Origin of the sequence: Bacteroides sp. AF39-11AC (genome assembly GCF_003474285.1) — a bacterium.
Lineage (GTDB): Bacteria > Bacteroidota > Bacteroidia > Bacteroidales > Bacteroidaceae > Bacteroides.
Map to the genome: position 1 here is coordinate 452,087 of NZ_QROH01000006.1, position 16,815 is coordinate 468,901.

General features: G+C 45.2%; 15 protein-coding genes. All 15 read left to right on the forward strand.

Annotation, left to right across the window (positions count from 1 at the left end):
- Positions 1 to 76: 76 nt before the first annotated feature.
- Positions 77 to 1,624 (forward strand): ATP-binding protein, encoded by a 1,548-nt coding sequence (locus tag DW036_RS15620; RefSeq protein ID WP_022392227.1) that lies wholly within the window; start codon positions 77 to 79, stop codon positions 1,622 to 1,624.
- A gap of 107 nt (positions 1,625 to 1,731) precedes the next feature.
- Positions 1,732 to 2,682, forward strand: a complete 951-nt coding sequence (locus tag DW036_RS15625; protein WP_118465199.1) for a site-specific integrase — start codon at positions 1,732 to 1,734, stop codon at positions 2,680 to 2,682.
- 344 nt (positions 2,683 to 3,026) lie between these two features.
- Positions 3,027 to 3,401 carry a hypothetical protein gene (locus tag DW036_RS15630; RefSeq protein ID WP_118465200.1) on the forward strand — a complete coding sequence of 125 codons (375 nt, stop codon included), beginning with the start codon at positions 3,027 to 3,029 and terminating at the stop codon, positions 3,399 to 3,401.
- Positions 3,401 to 4,348 (forward strand): fimbrillin family protein, encoded by a 948-nt coding sequence (locus DW036_RS15635; RefSeq protein ID WP_118465201.1) that lies wholly within the window; start codon positions 3,401 to 3,403, stop codon positions 4,346 to 4,348. The genes DW036_RS15630 and DW036_RS15635 overlap by 1 nt, the downstream gene beginning before the upstream one ends.
- 67 nt (positions 4,349 to 4,415) lie before the next feature.
- Entirely contained in the window at positions 4,416 to 5,417 is a 1,002-nt protein-coding gene (locus tag DW036_RS15640; protein ID WP_118465202.1) for a hypothetical protein, read from the forward strand.
- A gap of 19 nt (positions 5,418 to 5,436) precedes the next feature.
- Positions 5,437 to 6,417, forward strand: a complete 981-nt coding sequence (locus DW036_RS15645) for a fimbrillin family protein (protein ID WP_118465203.1) — start codon at positions 5,437 to 5,439, stop codon at positions 6,415 to 6,417.
- A gap of 46 nt (positions 6,418 to 6,463) precedes the next feature.
- A complete protein-coding gene (locus tag DW036_RS15650) occupies positions 6,464 to 7,486 on the forward strand; it encodes a fimbrillin family protein (protein ID WP_233560453.1) in 1,023 nt (340 codons plus the stop codon).
- Between the two features lie 21 nt (positions 7,487 to 7,507).
- Complete coding sequence (locus DW036_RS15655; protein WP_118465204.1) at positions 7,508 to 8,584, forward strand: fimbrillin family protein; 1,077 nt, start codon at positions 7,508 to 7,510, stop codon at positions 8,582 to 8,584.
- A gap of 24 nt (positions 8,585 to 8,608) precedes the next feature.
- The gene (locus DW036_RS15660) at positions 8,609 to 9,475 is read left to right on the forward strand and encodes a fimbrillin family protein (protein WP_118465205.1); all 867 of its coding nucleotides are present in this window, start codon (positions 8,609 to 8,611) and stop codon (positions 9,473 to 9,475) included.
- Between the two features lie 12 nt (positions 9,476 to 9,487).
- Entirely contained in the window at positions 9,488 to 10,348 is an 861-nt protein-coding gene (locus DW036_RS15665; protein ID WP_118465206.1) for a hypothetical protein, read from the forward strand.
- A 37-nt stretch (positions 10,349 to 10,385) separates the two neighbouring features.
- Entirely contained in the window at positions 10,386 to 11,345 is a 960-nt protein-coding gene (locus DW036_RS15670; protein ID WP_233560454.1) for a fimbrillin family protein, read from the forward strand.
- Positions 11,346 to 11,352: 7 nt separating this feature from the next.
- On the forward strand, positions 11,353 to 12,408 hold the full coding sequence (locus DW036_RS15675) for a hypothetical protein (protein ID WP_187374621.1): 1,056 nt from the start codon (positions 11,353 to 11,355) through the stop codon (positions 12,406 to 12,408).
- 20 nt (positions 12,409 to 12,428) lie between these two features.
- Positions 12,429 to 13,580 (forward strand): DUF4906 domain-containing protein, encoded by a 1,152-nt coding sequence (locus DW036_RS15680; RefSeq protein ID WP_233560455.1) that lies wholly within the window; start codon positions 12,429 to 12,431, stop codon positions 13,578 to 13,580.
- 12 nt (positions 13,581 to 13,592) lie between these two features.
- Positions 13,593 to 16,103, forward strand: coding sequence for a DUF4906 domain-containing protein (locus DW036_RS15685; RefSeq protein WP_118465209.1), 2,511 nt, complete (start codon positions 13,593 to 13,595; stop codon positions 16,101 to 16,103).
- A gap of 465 nt (positions 16,104 to 16,568) precedes the next feature.
- Positions 16,569 to 16,802, forward strand: a complete 234-nt coding sequence (locus tag DW036_RS15690; RefSeq protein ID WP_233560456.1) for a hypothetical protein — start codon at positions 16,569 to 16,571, stop codon at positions 16,800 to 16,802.
- The last annotated feature ends 13 nt before the right edge of the window (positions 16,803 to 16,815 follow it).

Genomic DNA, 16,815 nt, shown 5'->3' on the forward strand with positions numbered 1-16,815 from the left:
TTTTTCATTTTGTCACACTGTCTATCACAAAACATTATTATCTTTGTGTCGTTTAACGTTAAAAGGAGAACAAATCATGGGTAATAAAATCTATCCGATCGGCATACAAAGTTTTGAGAAGATTCGTAAAAACGGTTACTTTTATGTTGATAAGACGGCACTGATCTACAGATTAGTGCAGACTGGTAGCTATTACTTTTTGAGTCGGCCGCGGCGTTTTGGCAAGAGTCTGCTTTTGTCTACTTTAGAGGCTTACTTCTCGGGTGCACGCGAACTTTTTGAAGGACTTGCTTTGGAACAGTTGGAGAAAGAATGGAAAAAACATCCGATTTTGCATCTGGACCTCAATATCGGGAAATATGATGCGCCCCACAGCCTTGACGATATTCTGAATAAGGCATTGTTAGAGTGGGAAGCCATTTATGGTACCGGTGCGGGTGAGGTAACTCTTGCTCTGCGCTTTGCAGGTGTAGTGGAGCGGGCTTACAAGCAAACCGGCGAAGGTGTTGTTATCCTTGTTGACGAGTATGACAAGCCTATGTTGCAGGCTATTGGAGACAAAGAGCTTCAGACCGAATTTCGTAATACCCTGAAACCTTTTTATGGTGTACTCAAGACGATGGACAGATGTATCCGGTTTGCTCTGCTGACGGGAGTAACTAAATTTGGTAAAATCAGTGTCTTTAGTGACTTGAATAACCTGAATGACATCTCTATGGATGAGCCGTTCGTCTCTATTTGTGGATTAACGGAGAAAGAAGTGCATGATAATCTGGAAGAAGATTTGCATGAACTGGCAACGGTACAAAAGATGACGTATGAACAAGTTTGTGTCGAGTTGAAGAAGTGTTACGATGGCTACCATTTTGTAGAAGATTCTGAAGGGATCTACAATCCTTTCAGTGTACTGAATACCTTTTATAAAATGAAGTTTGGTAGTTATTGGTTTGAGACTGGGACACCTACTTATCTCGTAGAATTGCTGAAGCATAATCATTATGATCTGGAGCAGATGACTCACGAAGAAACCAGTGTGGATGTCTTGAATAGTATCTATGATGATGATAGTCCCATACCTGTGATTTATCAAAGCGGATATTTGACAATTAAGGGATACAATTCTCGTTTCGGCACCTACAGTTTGGGGTTCCCGAATAGAGAAGTCGAAGAAGGGTTTATAAGGTTTTTAATGCCATTCTATGCAAGGGTTAACAAAGCGGAAGCTCCGTTTGAGATACAAAAGTTTGTTCGTGAAGTAGAGAGTGGGCAACCCGATGCTTTCTTCCGTCGTTTGCAAAGTTTCTTTGCCGATACTCCTTATGAGCTTGTCAGTGACCTGGAACTTCATTATCAGAATGTGCTGTTTATAATCTTCAAGTTGGTAGGCTTCTATACGGAAGCAGAGTATCATACATCTGAGGGACGTATAGACTTGGTGCTGAAAACAGATAAGTATATCTATGTTATGGAATTCAAGCTCGAAGGTACTGCCGAAGAAGCATTGCGGCAAATAGAAGAAAAACAATATGCTCTACCTTTTGAATCCGATTCCCGTAAGTTATTTAAAATTGGGGTGAACTTTAGTAATCGTACCAGGAACATAGAACAATGGATCATAAAATAACATTTTAAGAGAAAATCATAAGAATCGACAGATAAATCCTATCATTTTAAACATAGCACTGCACGACATTGTTCGTGTGGTGCTTTTTATTTTTAATACAATTGATTATGAAACAAAACAGTTTAACCGGCTTCATGAATGAAGTCATTGTAGAGTTGCAGGAGGAGGGGCGTTTCGCCACTGCTAATATCTACAAGTATGCCCTACGGGCATTTACCCAATCCGTGGGAGGTGGTGAAATCTTCTGGGGAGGTCTGAACAGGGGAGCTTTGCATCGCTTCCAGACTTATCTGGAAGATTTGCAGAAGAGTTACAACACTATCTCTACTTATATCCGTGCGCTGCGTGCGGTTTACAATAGGGCAGTGGACCGTGGATTGGTGGCGGGTGAATTCCGTCTGTTTGCAAACCTGAAGACAGGAGTAGTTTCGGAAAAAAAGCTGGCAGTTACAGCTTCACAGATGCAGAAGTTGGTGCATACGCCCCGAAGCCGACAGTTACCGCCGAAGGTTCGTCAAGCGCAAGACATTCTCTCATTGATGGTGCTGTTGCAAGGGATGCCTTATACTGACCTGGCGCATCTGCATAAAGCGGACCTGAATGATACTTTGCTGACTTGCCATCGCCAGAAGACGGGTACGGAACTATGCGTGAAGGTGCTTCCCGAAGCTATGAGACTGATTGAACGCTACCGTAACCATAAAGCAGATTCTCCTTATCTTCTTAATATCCTGAGTGGCACCTGTTCGGAAAAAGAAGCTTTCGAAGAATATCAGGGGAAACTTCGCGATTTAAACCTGCAACTGTCCAAACTTCCCGGACTGTGTGGGGTAGAAGGGGTGAAAGTCAGCTCATACACCGCACGCCATACATGGGCTACACTCGCCAAGTACTGCCAAGTGCCGGAAGAAATCATTTCCGAAGGATTGGGACACTCCTCACTGGAAGTTACTCGTACCTATCTGAAAAGTTTTGGAGGAGATGAACTTGAAAAAGCAAACCGGATGATAATTGATTACATTTCTACTGGAAGAAAAAAAGTGTGGAGTGGAGCTTGAATTTGCTGTTACTTCGTAAGTAACGGATGTATAATCTTGCTGCAAAGATATTAAATTTTTAATAAAAACAAATTATAAATAATAATTTTGACTGATATTTAACTGAAAACACGACTCAAACAACCAAGACAAATTATAAATCGACATATTACCGGCTTATCGGCTATGAGAAAACACATAAATTCTCCTTTCCACGTTTCACTTTCAACATGGACCTGTGATATTCTACGCTTTATTTTTGCGTATTCTGCTCTTTAGACGCCCGCCGTATTCCTATAACACCTTATATTTTCCGTATTTGCGTGCTTCCGTTACTTACGAAGTAACGGTTAAAGACAATAATTATGCTAACACAACTGACACAAACAGCTATCGCCGTATTATACGACATTTATGCTGGTGGCATACCATATCGCACAGCACAATTGACTATTGCGCCGCAAGATTTGATCGACATCCTCACTAAGTTTGAGAGGGCCGGTTTGATTCATCGTAAAGGAGTTCCATCATCCGGGCTTCTTTCTTCCTATGAACTAACTCGCGACTATAAGGATATATCCCTGCTGAATATTCTGGAAGCTCTTGATGAACATTTGAATTGCAATCAACCCACCAAGGAGAAGATGTATCTGCAATACCGTGCTGCTGCCCATCGGTTGGGAGTCATTAACCAGATGACCCGACTTTATTTATCTGAAATCAAGCTGATCGATCTATAATGAAAAGGAATTTACCCATAATTCTCGGCAACCTTTGTGGCATGCTGCTTCCGCTACTTCTTGTTGCGACCACCTTTACCGGTTGTGCTAAACACTCGTCCGAAGATACTCCCGATCCTGTGGCTATCCGCCTCTATACTGGTATTCATACCCGTGCGGCGGTCGATGCTTTCGATGCTACCCCTGTATGCATTGCCTGCGGCACCTCTTCCGGGCTTTATACCACTACTTGGGACGGTATCGCCACGGCAAACGAGATTACTCTCACCCCTGTACGCTATTATCCCGAAGATGGTACTTCGCTCTATCTGCGTGGTTACTATCCTCCTGTACCGATGGCTGCCGATGGCACATTGACTTTTACCCTTACCGGAGACGAAGACCTCCTGCTCAGTGGTGAACAAAATGGTTCCCTCTCTTCACCTTTTACTTCCGACAGTAAAGGGACGTTGATTTACAATCATCTGTTGACGAAATTAAGTTTTGCCATTCATTTGGAGGGCGATGATATACCTTCCCTTCGTGTCCGTTCTCTGCAACTCAATGGATTGGCGGGACAAGTCACACTGGCTTTACAAACCGGTGCATTATCCTATGGCGATGCCACGGTTCCTGTGCCTATCTATTCGGCCGCAGCCGATGCCGAAGGGCTTCCATTTACAGGCGGAGTATTGCAGCTTCCTGGTTATGCCTTGGTGCAACCTCAGTCCGACTTCACACTCGATATGGTGATTGCCGTTGACGATGACCGTTCCCACGATCTTGAATACCATGACCTGGCTATCAGCTTCGAGGGTGGCGAGGGCGAAGGCGGCATAGCCTATACGGTGAAAGTGGAATTGCCGACTCCCACATTTCCCGATCCTGTATCTGTCAGAGTTACCGCTACCATTGTACCTTGGGAAGCAGGTGATTCCGGTAGCGGAGATATTCCCGGCTGGGAGTGAAGTATTGATAGTAACTACTATATAAACAAACGAATAAATTATTAATCATTTAATTAAGACGTAGAATATGAAAACAAAATTGAGTTTAGCTCTGCTGACCTTGTTGATTGCGGCAGGATGCAGTGAAAGTGACCAGAGTAATTTGCCGGATTCTCCTGTAAATGCAGTGCCCATCCGTATTGGTCAGAGCGTGAGTGCAGTGTCACGCGCAGTAGCCGAAAATGGCACCAGTGTGACCGCCACTATTTTGAGATGCGACGGTGATACCCCTTCGGACTGGAGTGGATTTACTAAAGTGGATAAAAATGTGATTGATGGCTCTAAACAATTGACTGCCCGTGCCAGTGTTTCGGCAGCCTCTTTCGTTGTAGGCACTACCAAAGAGATTTCATTGAATCAGGTACTTTATTATCATACAGATAACAGTACGAATTCATTTGTTGCCGGTGTATCTCCTGCCGGTCAGGTTGCCAATACCGGAACTGTTGTTGCTTTTAGCCAGAAAGATGGTACGCAGGACGTCATGTATGCTCCGGCAATAACTGTAGGTAATGGAGGCGCAGCAGCACTTTCCTGTGATTTGAAATTTACCCATCAAACTACTCAATTGAATTTTGAGATTAAACTGGATAAAGTAGCCGGTGGCGGTGAATGGAATGGTAAACGTATTGCTTTGAAGAGCATTGCTGTACAAGAAGTTGCTGTACCCCAATCAGTAGATGCTGCAAACGGTAATGTTACTTGGAGTTCTGCGACAACTTTGGCTGTTCCGGGTATCACCGAAACTGTTATTGCTGAAACAGCCACTGCAGTGGGAAATCCGTTTATGATAAAAGAGTCTACTCAAGTACTGCTGGATGTGACTATTACAGTAGACGGTGCTGAAAAGCTTTTCAATAATATCCGTGTTGTCAACGGAGATTCCGATTTGGCTACCACAACAGGTAAGTCTCATAAAATCACCCTTACCATGAAGGAACCGGCCACTGCAGCAGATGCTGTTAACATTACTACTACTGCTACCGTGACTCCGTGGGTTGTAGGCGATTCCGGTACTGCTGAATTATAAAATATTTAAAGAATTACTCATGAGACGTTTTCACCTTTTGTTTCATTTCGTGCTGTCAGTTTCCCTGTGTTTTCTCGCAGCTTGTTCGGCCGACGTTTCTCTTCCTGTAGAAGAGGCTGTTCCGTTGGATTTGTGTGCCGGCGGGGATGCCCTGATTCAGACTTCCGTCACTCGTGCCGACAACCTGCCGGAAAAGGCTTTCGATGCCACCGTAATGCTTACCACGAGGCAAGGAGGCTATTCCGGGCTTACAGCGAAGTATGAGGGAAGTCATGGCGTAACAGTCGGTACGAATGGTAGCGTCTCCTGGAAATTGCAGAGCGGTGTGCAGCCGGTCTATCCCGAAACGGGTAGCTGGCTGTATGCTGTGGCAATTTCTCCGACAGGTGTTTCCGATAGTAGTGGCAATGTATCTTATACACTCACAGGCAAGGAAGATTTGCTGTATGCACCGGAAATACGTGGAAACAAGTGGGACGGTGACCGCTTTGCCGGGAATACTAACGGCAGCTATGACAAGCCGTTGGAATTCTCACATCTGCTGACCCGCTTGCAGTTGAAGGCTTGCAAGAAGCAGACCGGTGGCTTGGCAGTGAAGATTACTCGTGTGAAGGTAAACGAAGCGGAAAGTGCCGTGACATTGCCATTGGCAACGGGTGTTCCTGCATTCAGTGGCACGAAAGGTCTTTCGTTACTTCCCGGTGAGGGCGGTGCGGGCATAGATGTTCCGGCTAATGGCACTACCATTGCGTTGGGTGATCTGTTACTTCCTCCATTGACTACGGGCCATGTCTATACATTGGATGTGGAAACATCGACGGGGACTTACCAGAATATTCCGATCACTTTCTCCGGTGCCTCTAAGGATGGAATGTTTCAGGCGGGAGTTTCCCATGAAGTCACATTGAAGCTATCTGACAATGAGTTGGGTATCTTGTCTGTGAAAGTAACTCCTTGGGAACTGGTATCGGTAGATAATGATCTGGACTTAGTTCCATAATAGCATGAATAAACGAACTATTATGAATGATAAAAAGAAAATAATAATGAAAACCAAACAACTGATGAATCTCGCCCTTATTTCCGGTCTGTTGCTGACTGCCGGATGTGGCGATGATCAAAACACCGGAACTGCTGAAAACAACGACCCGGTGGAATTACGGATTTCTCCAAGAGTGACACTGACACGCGGGGTAGTAGATGGTGCTGCGTTCAGTAGTGGTGCTACTGTGGCGGTATATGCTACGGGAGATGATTATACGAGTGATAAAGGTAATAATTACGCAGTATATACGTATGGTAGCGGTTGGAGCAATAGCGATACTAATAATAAAATATACCTGACGAATAAAGCGGCTACTATTTATGCTTATTATCCTACTGCTACTAAATATGATAATACAGGTTTGACTATTCCTGTTACCCTCTTGGAAACCAGTGCGGAAATCGTTGCTACTGATAATGCAACAGATGGTACTCCCATAGCAGCCGCCACTGGTGAAGTGGATTGTATGTATGCAACGTCAGTTACAGGTGTTACAAATAAATCAAATCAAACTAAAGGTGTGGAACTGGTCATGAAGCATGCTCTTTCTATGGTAAGTTTTCGTGTTTACAAAGCTGCCGATTATGAAGGTGTAGGTAAGTTAACAAAGATTGTGCTGAAAGATGTAAATGCGACCGGTACTACTTTGAGCAAAGGTACTAATCCCAAAATGAATATTACGACTGGTGTAATTACAGAAGGTACTGCACAAGATGCAACCTATACGCGTACTATTAAAGATGGTTATACATTAGGAACTGCTGATAGCGGTGCCAGAAGATTCAGTATCATGGTGCTACCCATTTCTACTTCCATCGGTACTGGTAACATTCAAGCCGTCTTCACCATTGATGGAGCTGATTATTCTGTGAATCTGACACCACCTTCCGATAATAGCGGTGCATGGCTTGCCGGAAAAAATCATCTCTATACAGTGAAATTAAGTGGTACGGAACTTTCCATAAGTACTATTACAGTAACGCAATGGGTTGATGTAGTCGGTGGCACTTTGGATATTAAGTAATTTATTAGTTCTATTTCATATATGAATAAACTCTCAATCTTTTACCTGTTCGTCTTTTGCACCCTCCTGCTTGCAGGCGGGTGTACCGACGATGGTTGCCTGTCCGACACGGATACTCCTGTCTTTCTGCAACCCTCTTTCAGTACAGCCTCCAATGTCTCCGCCCGCTCCATCGTGAATGAAACGGGTACAACAACCGGACAGGTAAATAAAATAGGCGTTTACCTTACCCGTACCGACGGTCATACCGCCTATGCCGATCCTGCTATGGTTTATACTACTTTTACCACCACAAATGGTACCACTTGGACCGGAGCAAAGAAACTCAACCTCCGTACCGAACAGGCACGCCTCTATGCCTGGTATCCGGTTATTGGAACTGATGTTCCCACAGAATCCGGAACCACCCGGATCATACCTTTACTCTTACCTGCCGCGCAAACTTTCGACGGCACAAGCGCCACTGCCTGTTCACAAATCGATTACCTCTACGGTTCAGCAAGCAATACTGCAGGCGATGCCACTGCCATCACTGTAAGTGCAAATAATGCCTCCCCAACCGTCTATCTGCAACACGCCTTAGCACAACTTGTATTCACCATCGAATACAAAGCCGGACGCGTGCCCGATAGCGAGTACGACTATGTGAAAAGTATCAGTCTTACCACCGGTACGGGCACAGCCGTTTTCCGTGCTGCAAATGCAGCCGGCACCTTGGCACTGAATGACGGTACGATCACTCTTGCCACAACAGCCACCATCACTTTTACCGCAATTGCAGGAACTTCCCAACTTCCGGGTAATATCGGTGCCCCGAAACCGGTAGCTTACGGATTGGTTGCCCCGAAAGCTAAAGACGAAACCAGTACCAACCCGATATCCCTGAACCTCGTATTAGGGCAAAAGTCTGCGTCAACCAACGACCGCACCCTGACCGCCGCCAACGCCGCCCTGTTCAACGGTGAGTGGAAGAAAGGACATCGCTACACCTACAACTTGCAACTCGACAAGAATGACATCACCCTGAAAAGTGTTGAAATAAAAGCTTGGACAGAAAAGGACGGAGGCTCGCAGGACGTGCCGCCCGTTATAGAATAAACCGACGAAAGGAGAAACGAACCAATGAAGAAACAGATTTTAAATATACTGCCCTATATCGCTTCCGGCTTCCTGTTACTGGCATCCGGTTGCACCGACGAGCAATCGGGTATTCCGGTAGCGTCAGGCACTCCGCTCACCATTACTGCCGAGATCGGGACTTCCGCTTCCCCTTCATCTACAGATAGGTTGGGGGATGCTGCACCTGCCAATGACTACGATCTGAGTAAATTCAGAACCGATGACCAGATCAATGTAACCTGTACACGTAACACTGCCCTGCTGGCATCCTCCGGATATACCCTGAATGCAGCCGGTAGTTGGAAAGCACCCGCAGGTAGTGAATTGGGTTTTCTTCCTGCCGTGACGTATCGTGCTTCTTTCCCGGTCGGTTATGATGGCATCCAGGCAAGCCAGGAGAAGAAAGCGGATTTCCTGAAAAGTAACTACCTCCGTACGCCCGAAGTTCCTGTTTCGGGTGCTGAAGTGAAATTTACAGGCACGAATGCCTTCAATCATGAAAATGCGAAACTGACACTGAAGTTTACCGGTGTGAATACATTGCCTGTTTTCAGCCGGATGACCGTACAGGCAACCGGATTGCGGACAGGCAGCAGTACGGCTGCTGAAAGTATCAATATGCTGCGCCCTGTCGATTCCGAGTACATCTGGTGTGCAGTGATCTATCCGCAAGCCACGAATACGGACATTTCAATAACAATAACAGATACGTATGGTCTCACCTATAAGGCTACTGTACAATGTGTCATGGCAAAGGGAACCAGCTATACATATACACTGAAACTGCAGAATAATATTCTTGTCCCGGTAGGTCAGGCCGAAATAAAGGACTGGACGGTATCAAGCAGACATAATGGGGACTTTGACTAATTAAAAGTAAGCATGATGAATAAGACTCATATATATACTAACTACACGGGTGTCCGGTCACAATTCCGGTTACTGCTGTTATTGATGGCGGGTATATTCGCATCGTGTACACAGGACGGTGCAGGCGTCGCTACGCCGTTGGAAGTATCTGCCGAAATCGGTAATCCCCAAACACGTGCGGACGACCCGCATCTATCGGATTATGATAAAAAGAAATTTGTGACCGATGATGTGATTAAAATATCAAAAGGAGCAACCGACGTCAATTATAAACGGACGGCAGCCGGAGGTTGGACCCCGTCTGTGTCCACTACTCCGATGACTACAACGGGTAATGGGGAGACTTTTACAGCCACTTTTCCCAATGATTTTTCAAGTATACTGGCAGATCAAAGCACGCCTACTAAATTCTGGAAAAGCAATCGGCTGACTGCTACAGCCGCTGCCACCGGAAACCGTGTCAGTTTCAGTTTTGCACCGGCTGCCTGTAAAATTACGATTATTGTAAGTTTTCAGGTTGATAATAGTAGTGGAAGTGCTAAGGTTACCGGAAAGGGACTCTGTAGTGGAAATAAAACTACCGAGGAAACCATCACATTACTGAAAACCTCCGAAGCCGTGAGACGCCATACCTATTCAGGTATCTTTTCACCCGATGCTGCCACGTCCTATCTCATTTCGGTGACGGCAAGCCCCTTTGGGACCCGTACTTATCAGGAGAAAGGCAGTGGCTTGACCTTTCAGGCGGGATACGAATATCAATACACGTTTACCGGAACGAATGAGTTGAACCTTACCAGCGTAGTCGTGACGGAATTTCTTCCGGGTTTCAGTACTACTGATGGTGAAGAAGATGCCGGCAATGCAACCTGACCGGTGTAACAAAGTAGAACGAGAAAAAATGATGAAAATGAAATATACAGATATCTTGTTGGCTTCCGTAGCAGCTCTCGTATTCTTGGGCTGTGACGGAGATGGTGTACCGGAACCGGGCACTGAGGGAAATGCTTTGCAATTACGTTCGGTGGAGTTGTCCGATCCTTCGGTCACTCGTGCGCTGGGAGCTGCCCAGTTGACTAAAATCGGTGTGTATGTCACCGATAATGGGCATGCAGCACTGTCAACGAATGCCCAATCCGTGTACGAATTGGCGAATGGAACATGGAGTTCAACTACTCCTCCCGATATAACAGTGACGAATACAGCTCCCCCCAATCGTTTATATGCCTTTGCTCCGTCGGATCTATCGGTCACAAATTCTTCCGTCGGCAATCATTCCGTACCTGTTCAGGTGGTAGCGGACAATTTCAATGCTTCCCAACAGGTAGATTACCTTTGTGCCACCCCGCTGACGGCTACGTTTGCTTCCCGTGCGGTTACCTTTACCATGAATCATGCTCTGGCAAAGGTTAGTTTCCGGGTGTCGAAGTCTGCCAATGTACAGGAAACGCTGACTTTGAAGAAAATAGAACTGCTAAGTAGCACCAGCCGTTTGCAAATGGGTTCGAGTGGTACTATGAATCTGAGTTCTGGAACCCTGAACGGTCTGGCATCTACCAATTCCATCGCTTTGGAAGGATCGGTAGTGCTGAGTACCTTGCAAAAAGACCCTAATGTCAGTTCTTTGGTAGCTCCTATGAGTGCTGCTGAAACGCGCCTTTCATTCCGCCTTACGGTGGATGTCACCGAAGCTGACGGCAGTGTCACTCCCCGTTCTTTTGAAACGGCAGTTGTGAGTGCGGTGCAATGGAAAGCAGGCTATCATTATGTCTACGCCATTACGGTGGATAAGATGGGCGGCAGTCTGACCAATGTAAAGATTGACGCATGGAAGAGTGATGCAAATCAGAATACGGGAATTGGAATATAAGTTACTTATGAGATATAAATTTTTAAATTTAGCTTCCCACTTTCCGGTATTTTCCGGCTTTGTTTTGGGAATATTGCTGGCAGGATGCAATGCCGGTGATGCAGTGCTTCCGGATACTGCTCCCGATCCGGAGCCGGGGGAACCTGTGACATTGACATTCGATATGTATAGTGCCTCGGTGACACGTGCCGATGCTGCTTCTACATCAGAAGATATGGCAATCGGTAAGATATTCCGTATCTATGCCTTTCCGGCAGGAAGTACGAATCTGGGAACTCCGCTGGATAGTAAAAACTACACTGTCCAACCCAGTGAAGCAGATGCTTCAAAACCCGGCAAGGCTACAGGCAGTCTGACCCTGTATCGTGGAACGTACGATCTTTATCTGGTATCTTACAATTCTTCTACCGAAGTGCCGGAGTTGGATAGCAGCGGAGCATTCACCGTAAGCAACGGAAAGGACTTCATGTACACGAAGTTGGAAGGCATTGTGGTGCAACCGGATAAAACGGGAGACAATACCATGCTGGTGTCTCTGCCCAAACCTTTTACTCGCATGGGGGCACAGGTGATAACCACTGTGAAGGCAAGAAACTCCATGCAACCGGTGACTCCTACGGCGTTGGTTGTGAATTACATCAAGGTGAGCGGCCTGTACGGAAGTTATATCTATAAACTGAATAATACTTCCTGGGAGACGCCGACTGCTACTACTGTTGCCGATGCATCCTATTCTTTTGAAAAGTTCGATTCAAATAATACTTTGGATTATGATGTTACCAAGGAACGCACCAGCGATCCCGGTGTACTATTGCCTGTAGGTGGAACGCAAAAGATGAAGTTTGATGTGAATCTGACAGTGAAATATAAAGATGGCAGTCTGACGAAAACCTCTACCGATTCCTATTTTGCCACTATTGAAAAAGCCTTGTTGCCGGGAATGACGTATCAGTTTGATTTCTCACTGACATTTTACGGTGCAATTGTTCCTTCCGATCTTACGCTTGCCATTCGTGAATGGACAACGTCCAATCTGACCGGTGAGGATTTGGGAAAAGATTGATCAAAATACAGTGTATGCTTATGAATAAGATAATAACCCTTCTTTGTGTTGCTGCCATCTTCCTGTTTGTGGCTTGCGAATCTTCGGAACCAGTTGAGAATGAGAGTGGAGGACTCAGTATTTATTTGAGTCTGCCTCCGGCTTTGTCGGTAGATACCCGTGCCGGATCTATCGGTGGCGTTAGTATTAACGATGTATGGGTGGTGCAGTTCGATGCAGATGGAAAGATGTTGCATGCTGTATGTTATGACAGTACTAAGATTAGTAATTTTGGAACCAGCGGAGCACTTGTACAGGTAGAAACGGGTAATTTTTCGGATGTAAGCGGAACTTTCCGTATTATTGCAAATTTCGGTGAAAGCCAAAGTCAGTTGGTGGCTTTTTCCAAAAATACTAATGCTCAAAAAGTAGATTTGGAAGGCATCGTAATCAGCTATTCGAATTATAAAAGCCAGCAGAATTATCTGGTTTCGGATGACATAGAATTTAAAGGAACTGATACAAGTGGTAAAGCGGTTCTTCTGGCCGGTTTGAGCTATGCTTATAGCTGGATTGATGTAAAGTGGACGAATAAAGTGGCTTCTCCCGCACGATTCACCCTTCAATCTATAACGGCTTATAATCTACCTGAATCATTCGCTCTTGAAAGCCGTGCCGGAACAACTGTCGGTGCTTATCCGGCAGCAGATCAAATAACCAATACTTATCCGGTTGATACTGACGCCACCGATAATGGTCTTAGTGTAAATGGTACCTATACTTTCTATATGCCCGAAAATCTTCGCGGAGTAGGTTGCGGCAAATCTTTCCAAGAGAAAAACCTCAATGCCTACGGTCCTAAAACCGATGGTAAGGCGCCTACATTGGGTAGTGACGGCAAACCGGAGGCGGGTGGTGACTTGTCGAAATGCACCTATATTGATCTGCTCGGGTCGTACTGGTACAGTTATAATAGTGCTGATCCGACTGCCACAAGCCCTATCTCTGTCCGTTATCGTTTGTATCTGGGCGGCAATCTGGTGAATGATTACAATGTTCGCCGCGGCTACCACTATACAATTACTGTGCAGATCAGCGGCGCCAACAGTGGTGATGTGCGGGTAACCATTACGAATGGTAATGTGGTGGTGTTCGATAAGGTGGAGACGATTGATAAAGTGGTGGATTTTTAAAACCTGAATGATATGATTGGGATAAAGAAGAAGATCATGGGACCTATGGCAGGTCTCATATTACTCATAGGAATTACAGCTTGTGAAAACGAACTGGGATTCTCGTCACCACAACAGGAAGAAAAACAGGTAACTGTTTCTCTTTCGTTAGGTTTTGCTGACGAAGAGGATGGTTATACACCTTCCGGGACGACACGTAGCAATGGCATGGCGCAGGACGGTGCTTTCAGTGCTGAACCGGTGCCAATGGTACATACAAGAGCTGATGCAGGGATGAAACCTGACAAGTTGTATGAACTTCGCATCATGCAATATGATAGTAATGGAATATTGAAGAAAAGCCAGAGCTTTTCGGGGGCTACGGATTTGAATAAGAAACTGACCCTCTCATTGACGGCATTGGATGATTGCCAATTGGTGATTGTGGCTTGTGGAAAGGACAATGGTTCTCTCAATTTTGGCAATAGCATATCAGAACTCCAGAAGTTGACTCTGGATAAAAGTTACTTCGATGCTATCCCTACCGATGGCAGTACAAGTGCAAGTGGCATCAATATCAACAAAATGCCTTATCTCCTCCATTTACCTCATGTTAAAGTAACGAACGAGGGCATTCAGAGTGTGGAGGGTGCATACGATGCCCGTTTATTACTCAAACGCCTGGCTGCCAAGATGACGGTGGCATGGAATAATAAGTTGACGGATAATGCGTATGCTGTCAAAGAGGTCCGCCTCTGCCAGATACCTGCAGCCTTCCGGCTTCTTCCGGCCGCTACACAAACAGAATGGGGAATGACGTATCCATCTGCAATCGTAGAATTTGTTGACTATTTCCGTTTGACCGATCCCGGTGACTTGGCGGCAGGTTCAAAAACCTTGTGGATACCTGCCAATGCACGCGGAACTTCAGCCGCCGCTTCTTCTTCCTACTATCGTACGAAAGAGAATGCCCCCGATGCCGCTTCGTATGCAGAAGTGGTGGTAGATAATTCTACTAAGAATGAACGTCTTTATTATCGGGCTTATCTGGGTGGTGATGCCTCTACGGACTTTAATTTGCTGGAAAATACGGATTATACCTGGACACTGAATATCAACTCCACTGACTATCGTGGGGATGGCCGTATCCAATTGCTGGATCAGACTCCGGTAATCAGTACCAATATTGTGCCCACCAGCAACTGCCTGATGATGCTGCCGGGTACGAATATCTGCTTTAACCCTTATAAGCACGAGGCAGGAACGAATGGGTGGAATACTTATCTGACGGATGGTGCTACATTGTCTGCTGATAAGGCTATCGATCATGTCCGGGTATTGTGGCAGACGAAAGATACCGGAACCTCTGGTGATTTGGTATTGGGATATGTTGTAGACAAGGATAATCATGCCAATTTGGTAAATACTACTGATATCGGAGATTTAAATAAAGCACTGGTACACGTAAAAGTACCTGTTACCAAGGGAGGAAATGCAGTGATAGAAGCTGTAAATCAGTCAGGTGTCACTGTATGGAGCTGGCATATCTGGATTAGCGACTATGCACCGGCTGGGCTGGATGCAAGTAAAATAACGGATGGAGCTACTCGCGAGGCTGCTATCAACGATGCCCGGAATGCGACTCAAGGTGGTGCGGTACAGGTATATCAGGGTATTTCGTGGACGGATGCTGCCGGAGCTTTCTATAAATGTGTCATTATGGATCGCAATCTGGGAGCTACCAAGGCAGGCATGCAAGATAACCAGATTGACGGACGGCGTACTCTCGGCTTGCTTTATCAGGGAGGGCGCAAAGATCCGTTCTTTGCTGCAGCAGACGGCACAACAAAAGAGACAAAGACTATTTTTGATGAAGTGGGTGAACCGTTGGATGTAAAAAAACAAAAACTGACTTCGGTAGAACAGCTAATACAAAATCCATTGACGTATAGTACAGGTACGAATAATGAATATCCTGCCATATCTTATAATTGGAATGGGGATGGTCCTAAAACTATTTATGATCCTTGTCCTAAAGGATGGAGGGTTCCTTCCAATGGTATTACGCAATCGGCTCTCTTGTCATACAATTCTTCTATCTTTAGCGATGATGGTACATTCAAGTATTGTATGTGGATAGGATTCGGAGCCAATGATGGTACTACCGGAGCACTGGAATCGATTAAACCGAAGTTCAACAACATAATGTTCTACAATGGCTCTACCATATCTTCCATTACCGGTGCGGTACAAGAACCGGATTTTGTGGGTTCAGGATTTATTTACTATGGAACTTCAGAAGGTCCGGATGGCGATAAATCCATATTCTTTCCTGCCGTTTCGCTTCGTGAAATGAATGGCACTTACCGGGATAAAAAGAATAGTACAGTTTATCAGTGGACTTCTGAACATGGAACGAAGACTACGAGTGGTATGTTGATTTATCAGATTCAGGATAATGCCATTGCAGTTACACATCCTATCGACTGGAAATTCGGCTTTTCAGTGAGGTGTGTGCAGGATAATATTCGGAAGAAGCCTTGATGGTTTCTTTTATGATGCGCTCTTTGATATGTTGGAATAACGGAAAACAAATGTATTTAGTCTTCTATCTTGTACTATGTATGTTGTGCTGAAATTTTGTATATAAAGAGATTTTCTCCACACTGTGTAGAGAATTCATTCCCTTTATTTAACCAGTGGGAGGAGAGTAAAATAGTTTGTTGAAAGTTTACTTATCAATAGGAAACTGACTATTTTTATACGGATCTATTTGATAATAGTCAAATTGGTGATTATGAAGATTTTATTTATTTTGATGAAGAGACCACTTCGGCATTATATCCCCAAGCATTAGAGTTAGTGGAGACTATAGAAAGAATGCTGTTTAAGTAATTTTTTTAATAAAATATTGTTTTCCGTCCCGCCCCGTGCACAGAAGTGCATGAGGCGGGACGGCTTGTTTTCTGCTATTCCTATGCTAAAATTGATAATTTAAAACAAGAATATATGAAACGGATATTTAAAAGAAATATTTATTTGCTTTTGGGGCTTACAGCCCTATGTAGTGGTACTATCGGATGTGATGACCGGATAGATGATCCGGTGCTTCCGGTGTCAGGGCAAGAACTGGTCACAGTACCTTTGAGTTTCGGCTTTGCCGAAGAATCCATTGGTGAACTGTACCGCAACGGCTCGCCGCAACGGCTCGCCGCAACGGCTCGCCGCAACGGCTCGCGTTGAAGGCGGTAGAACC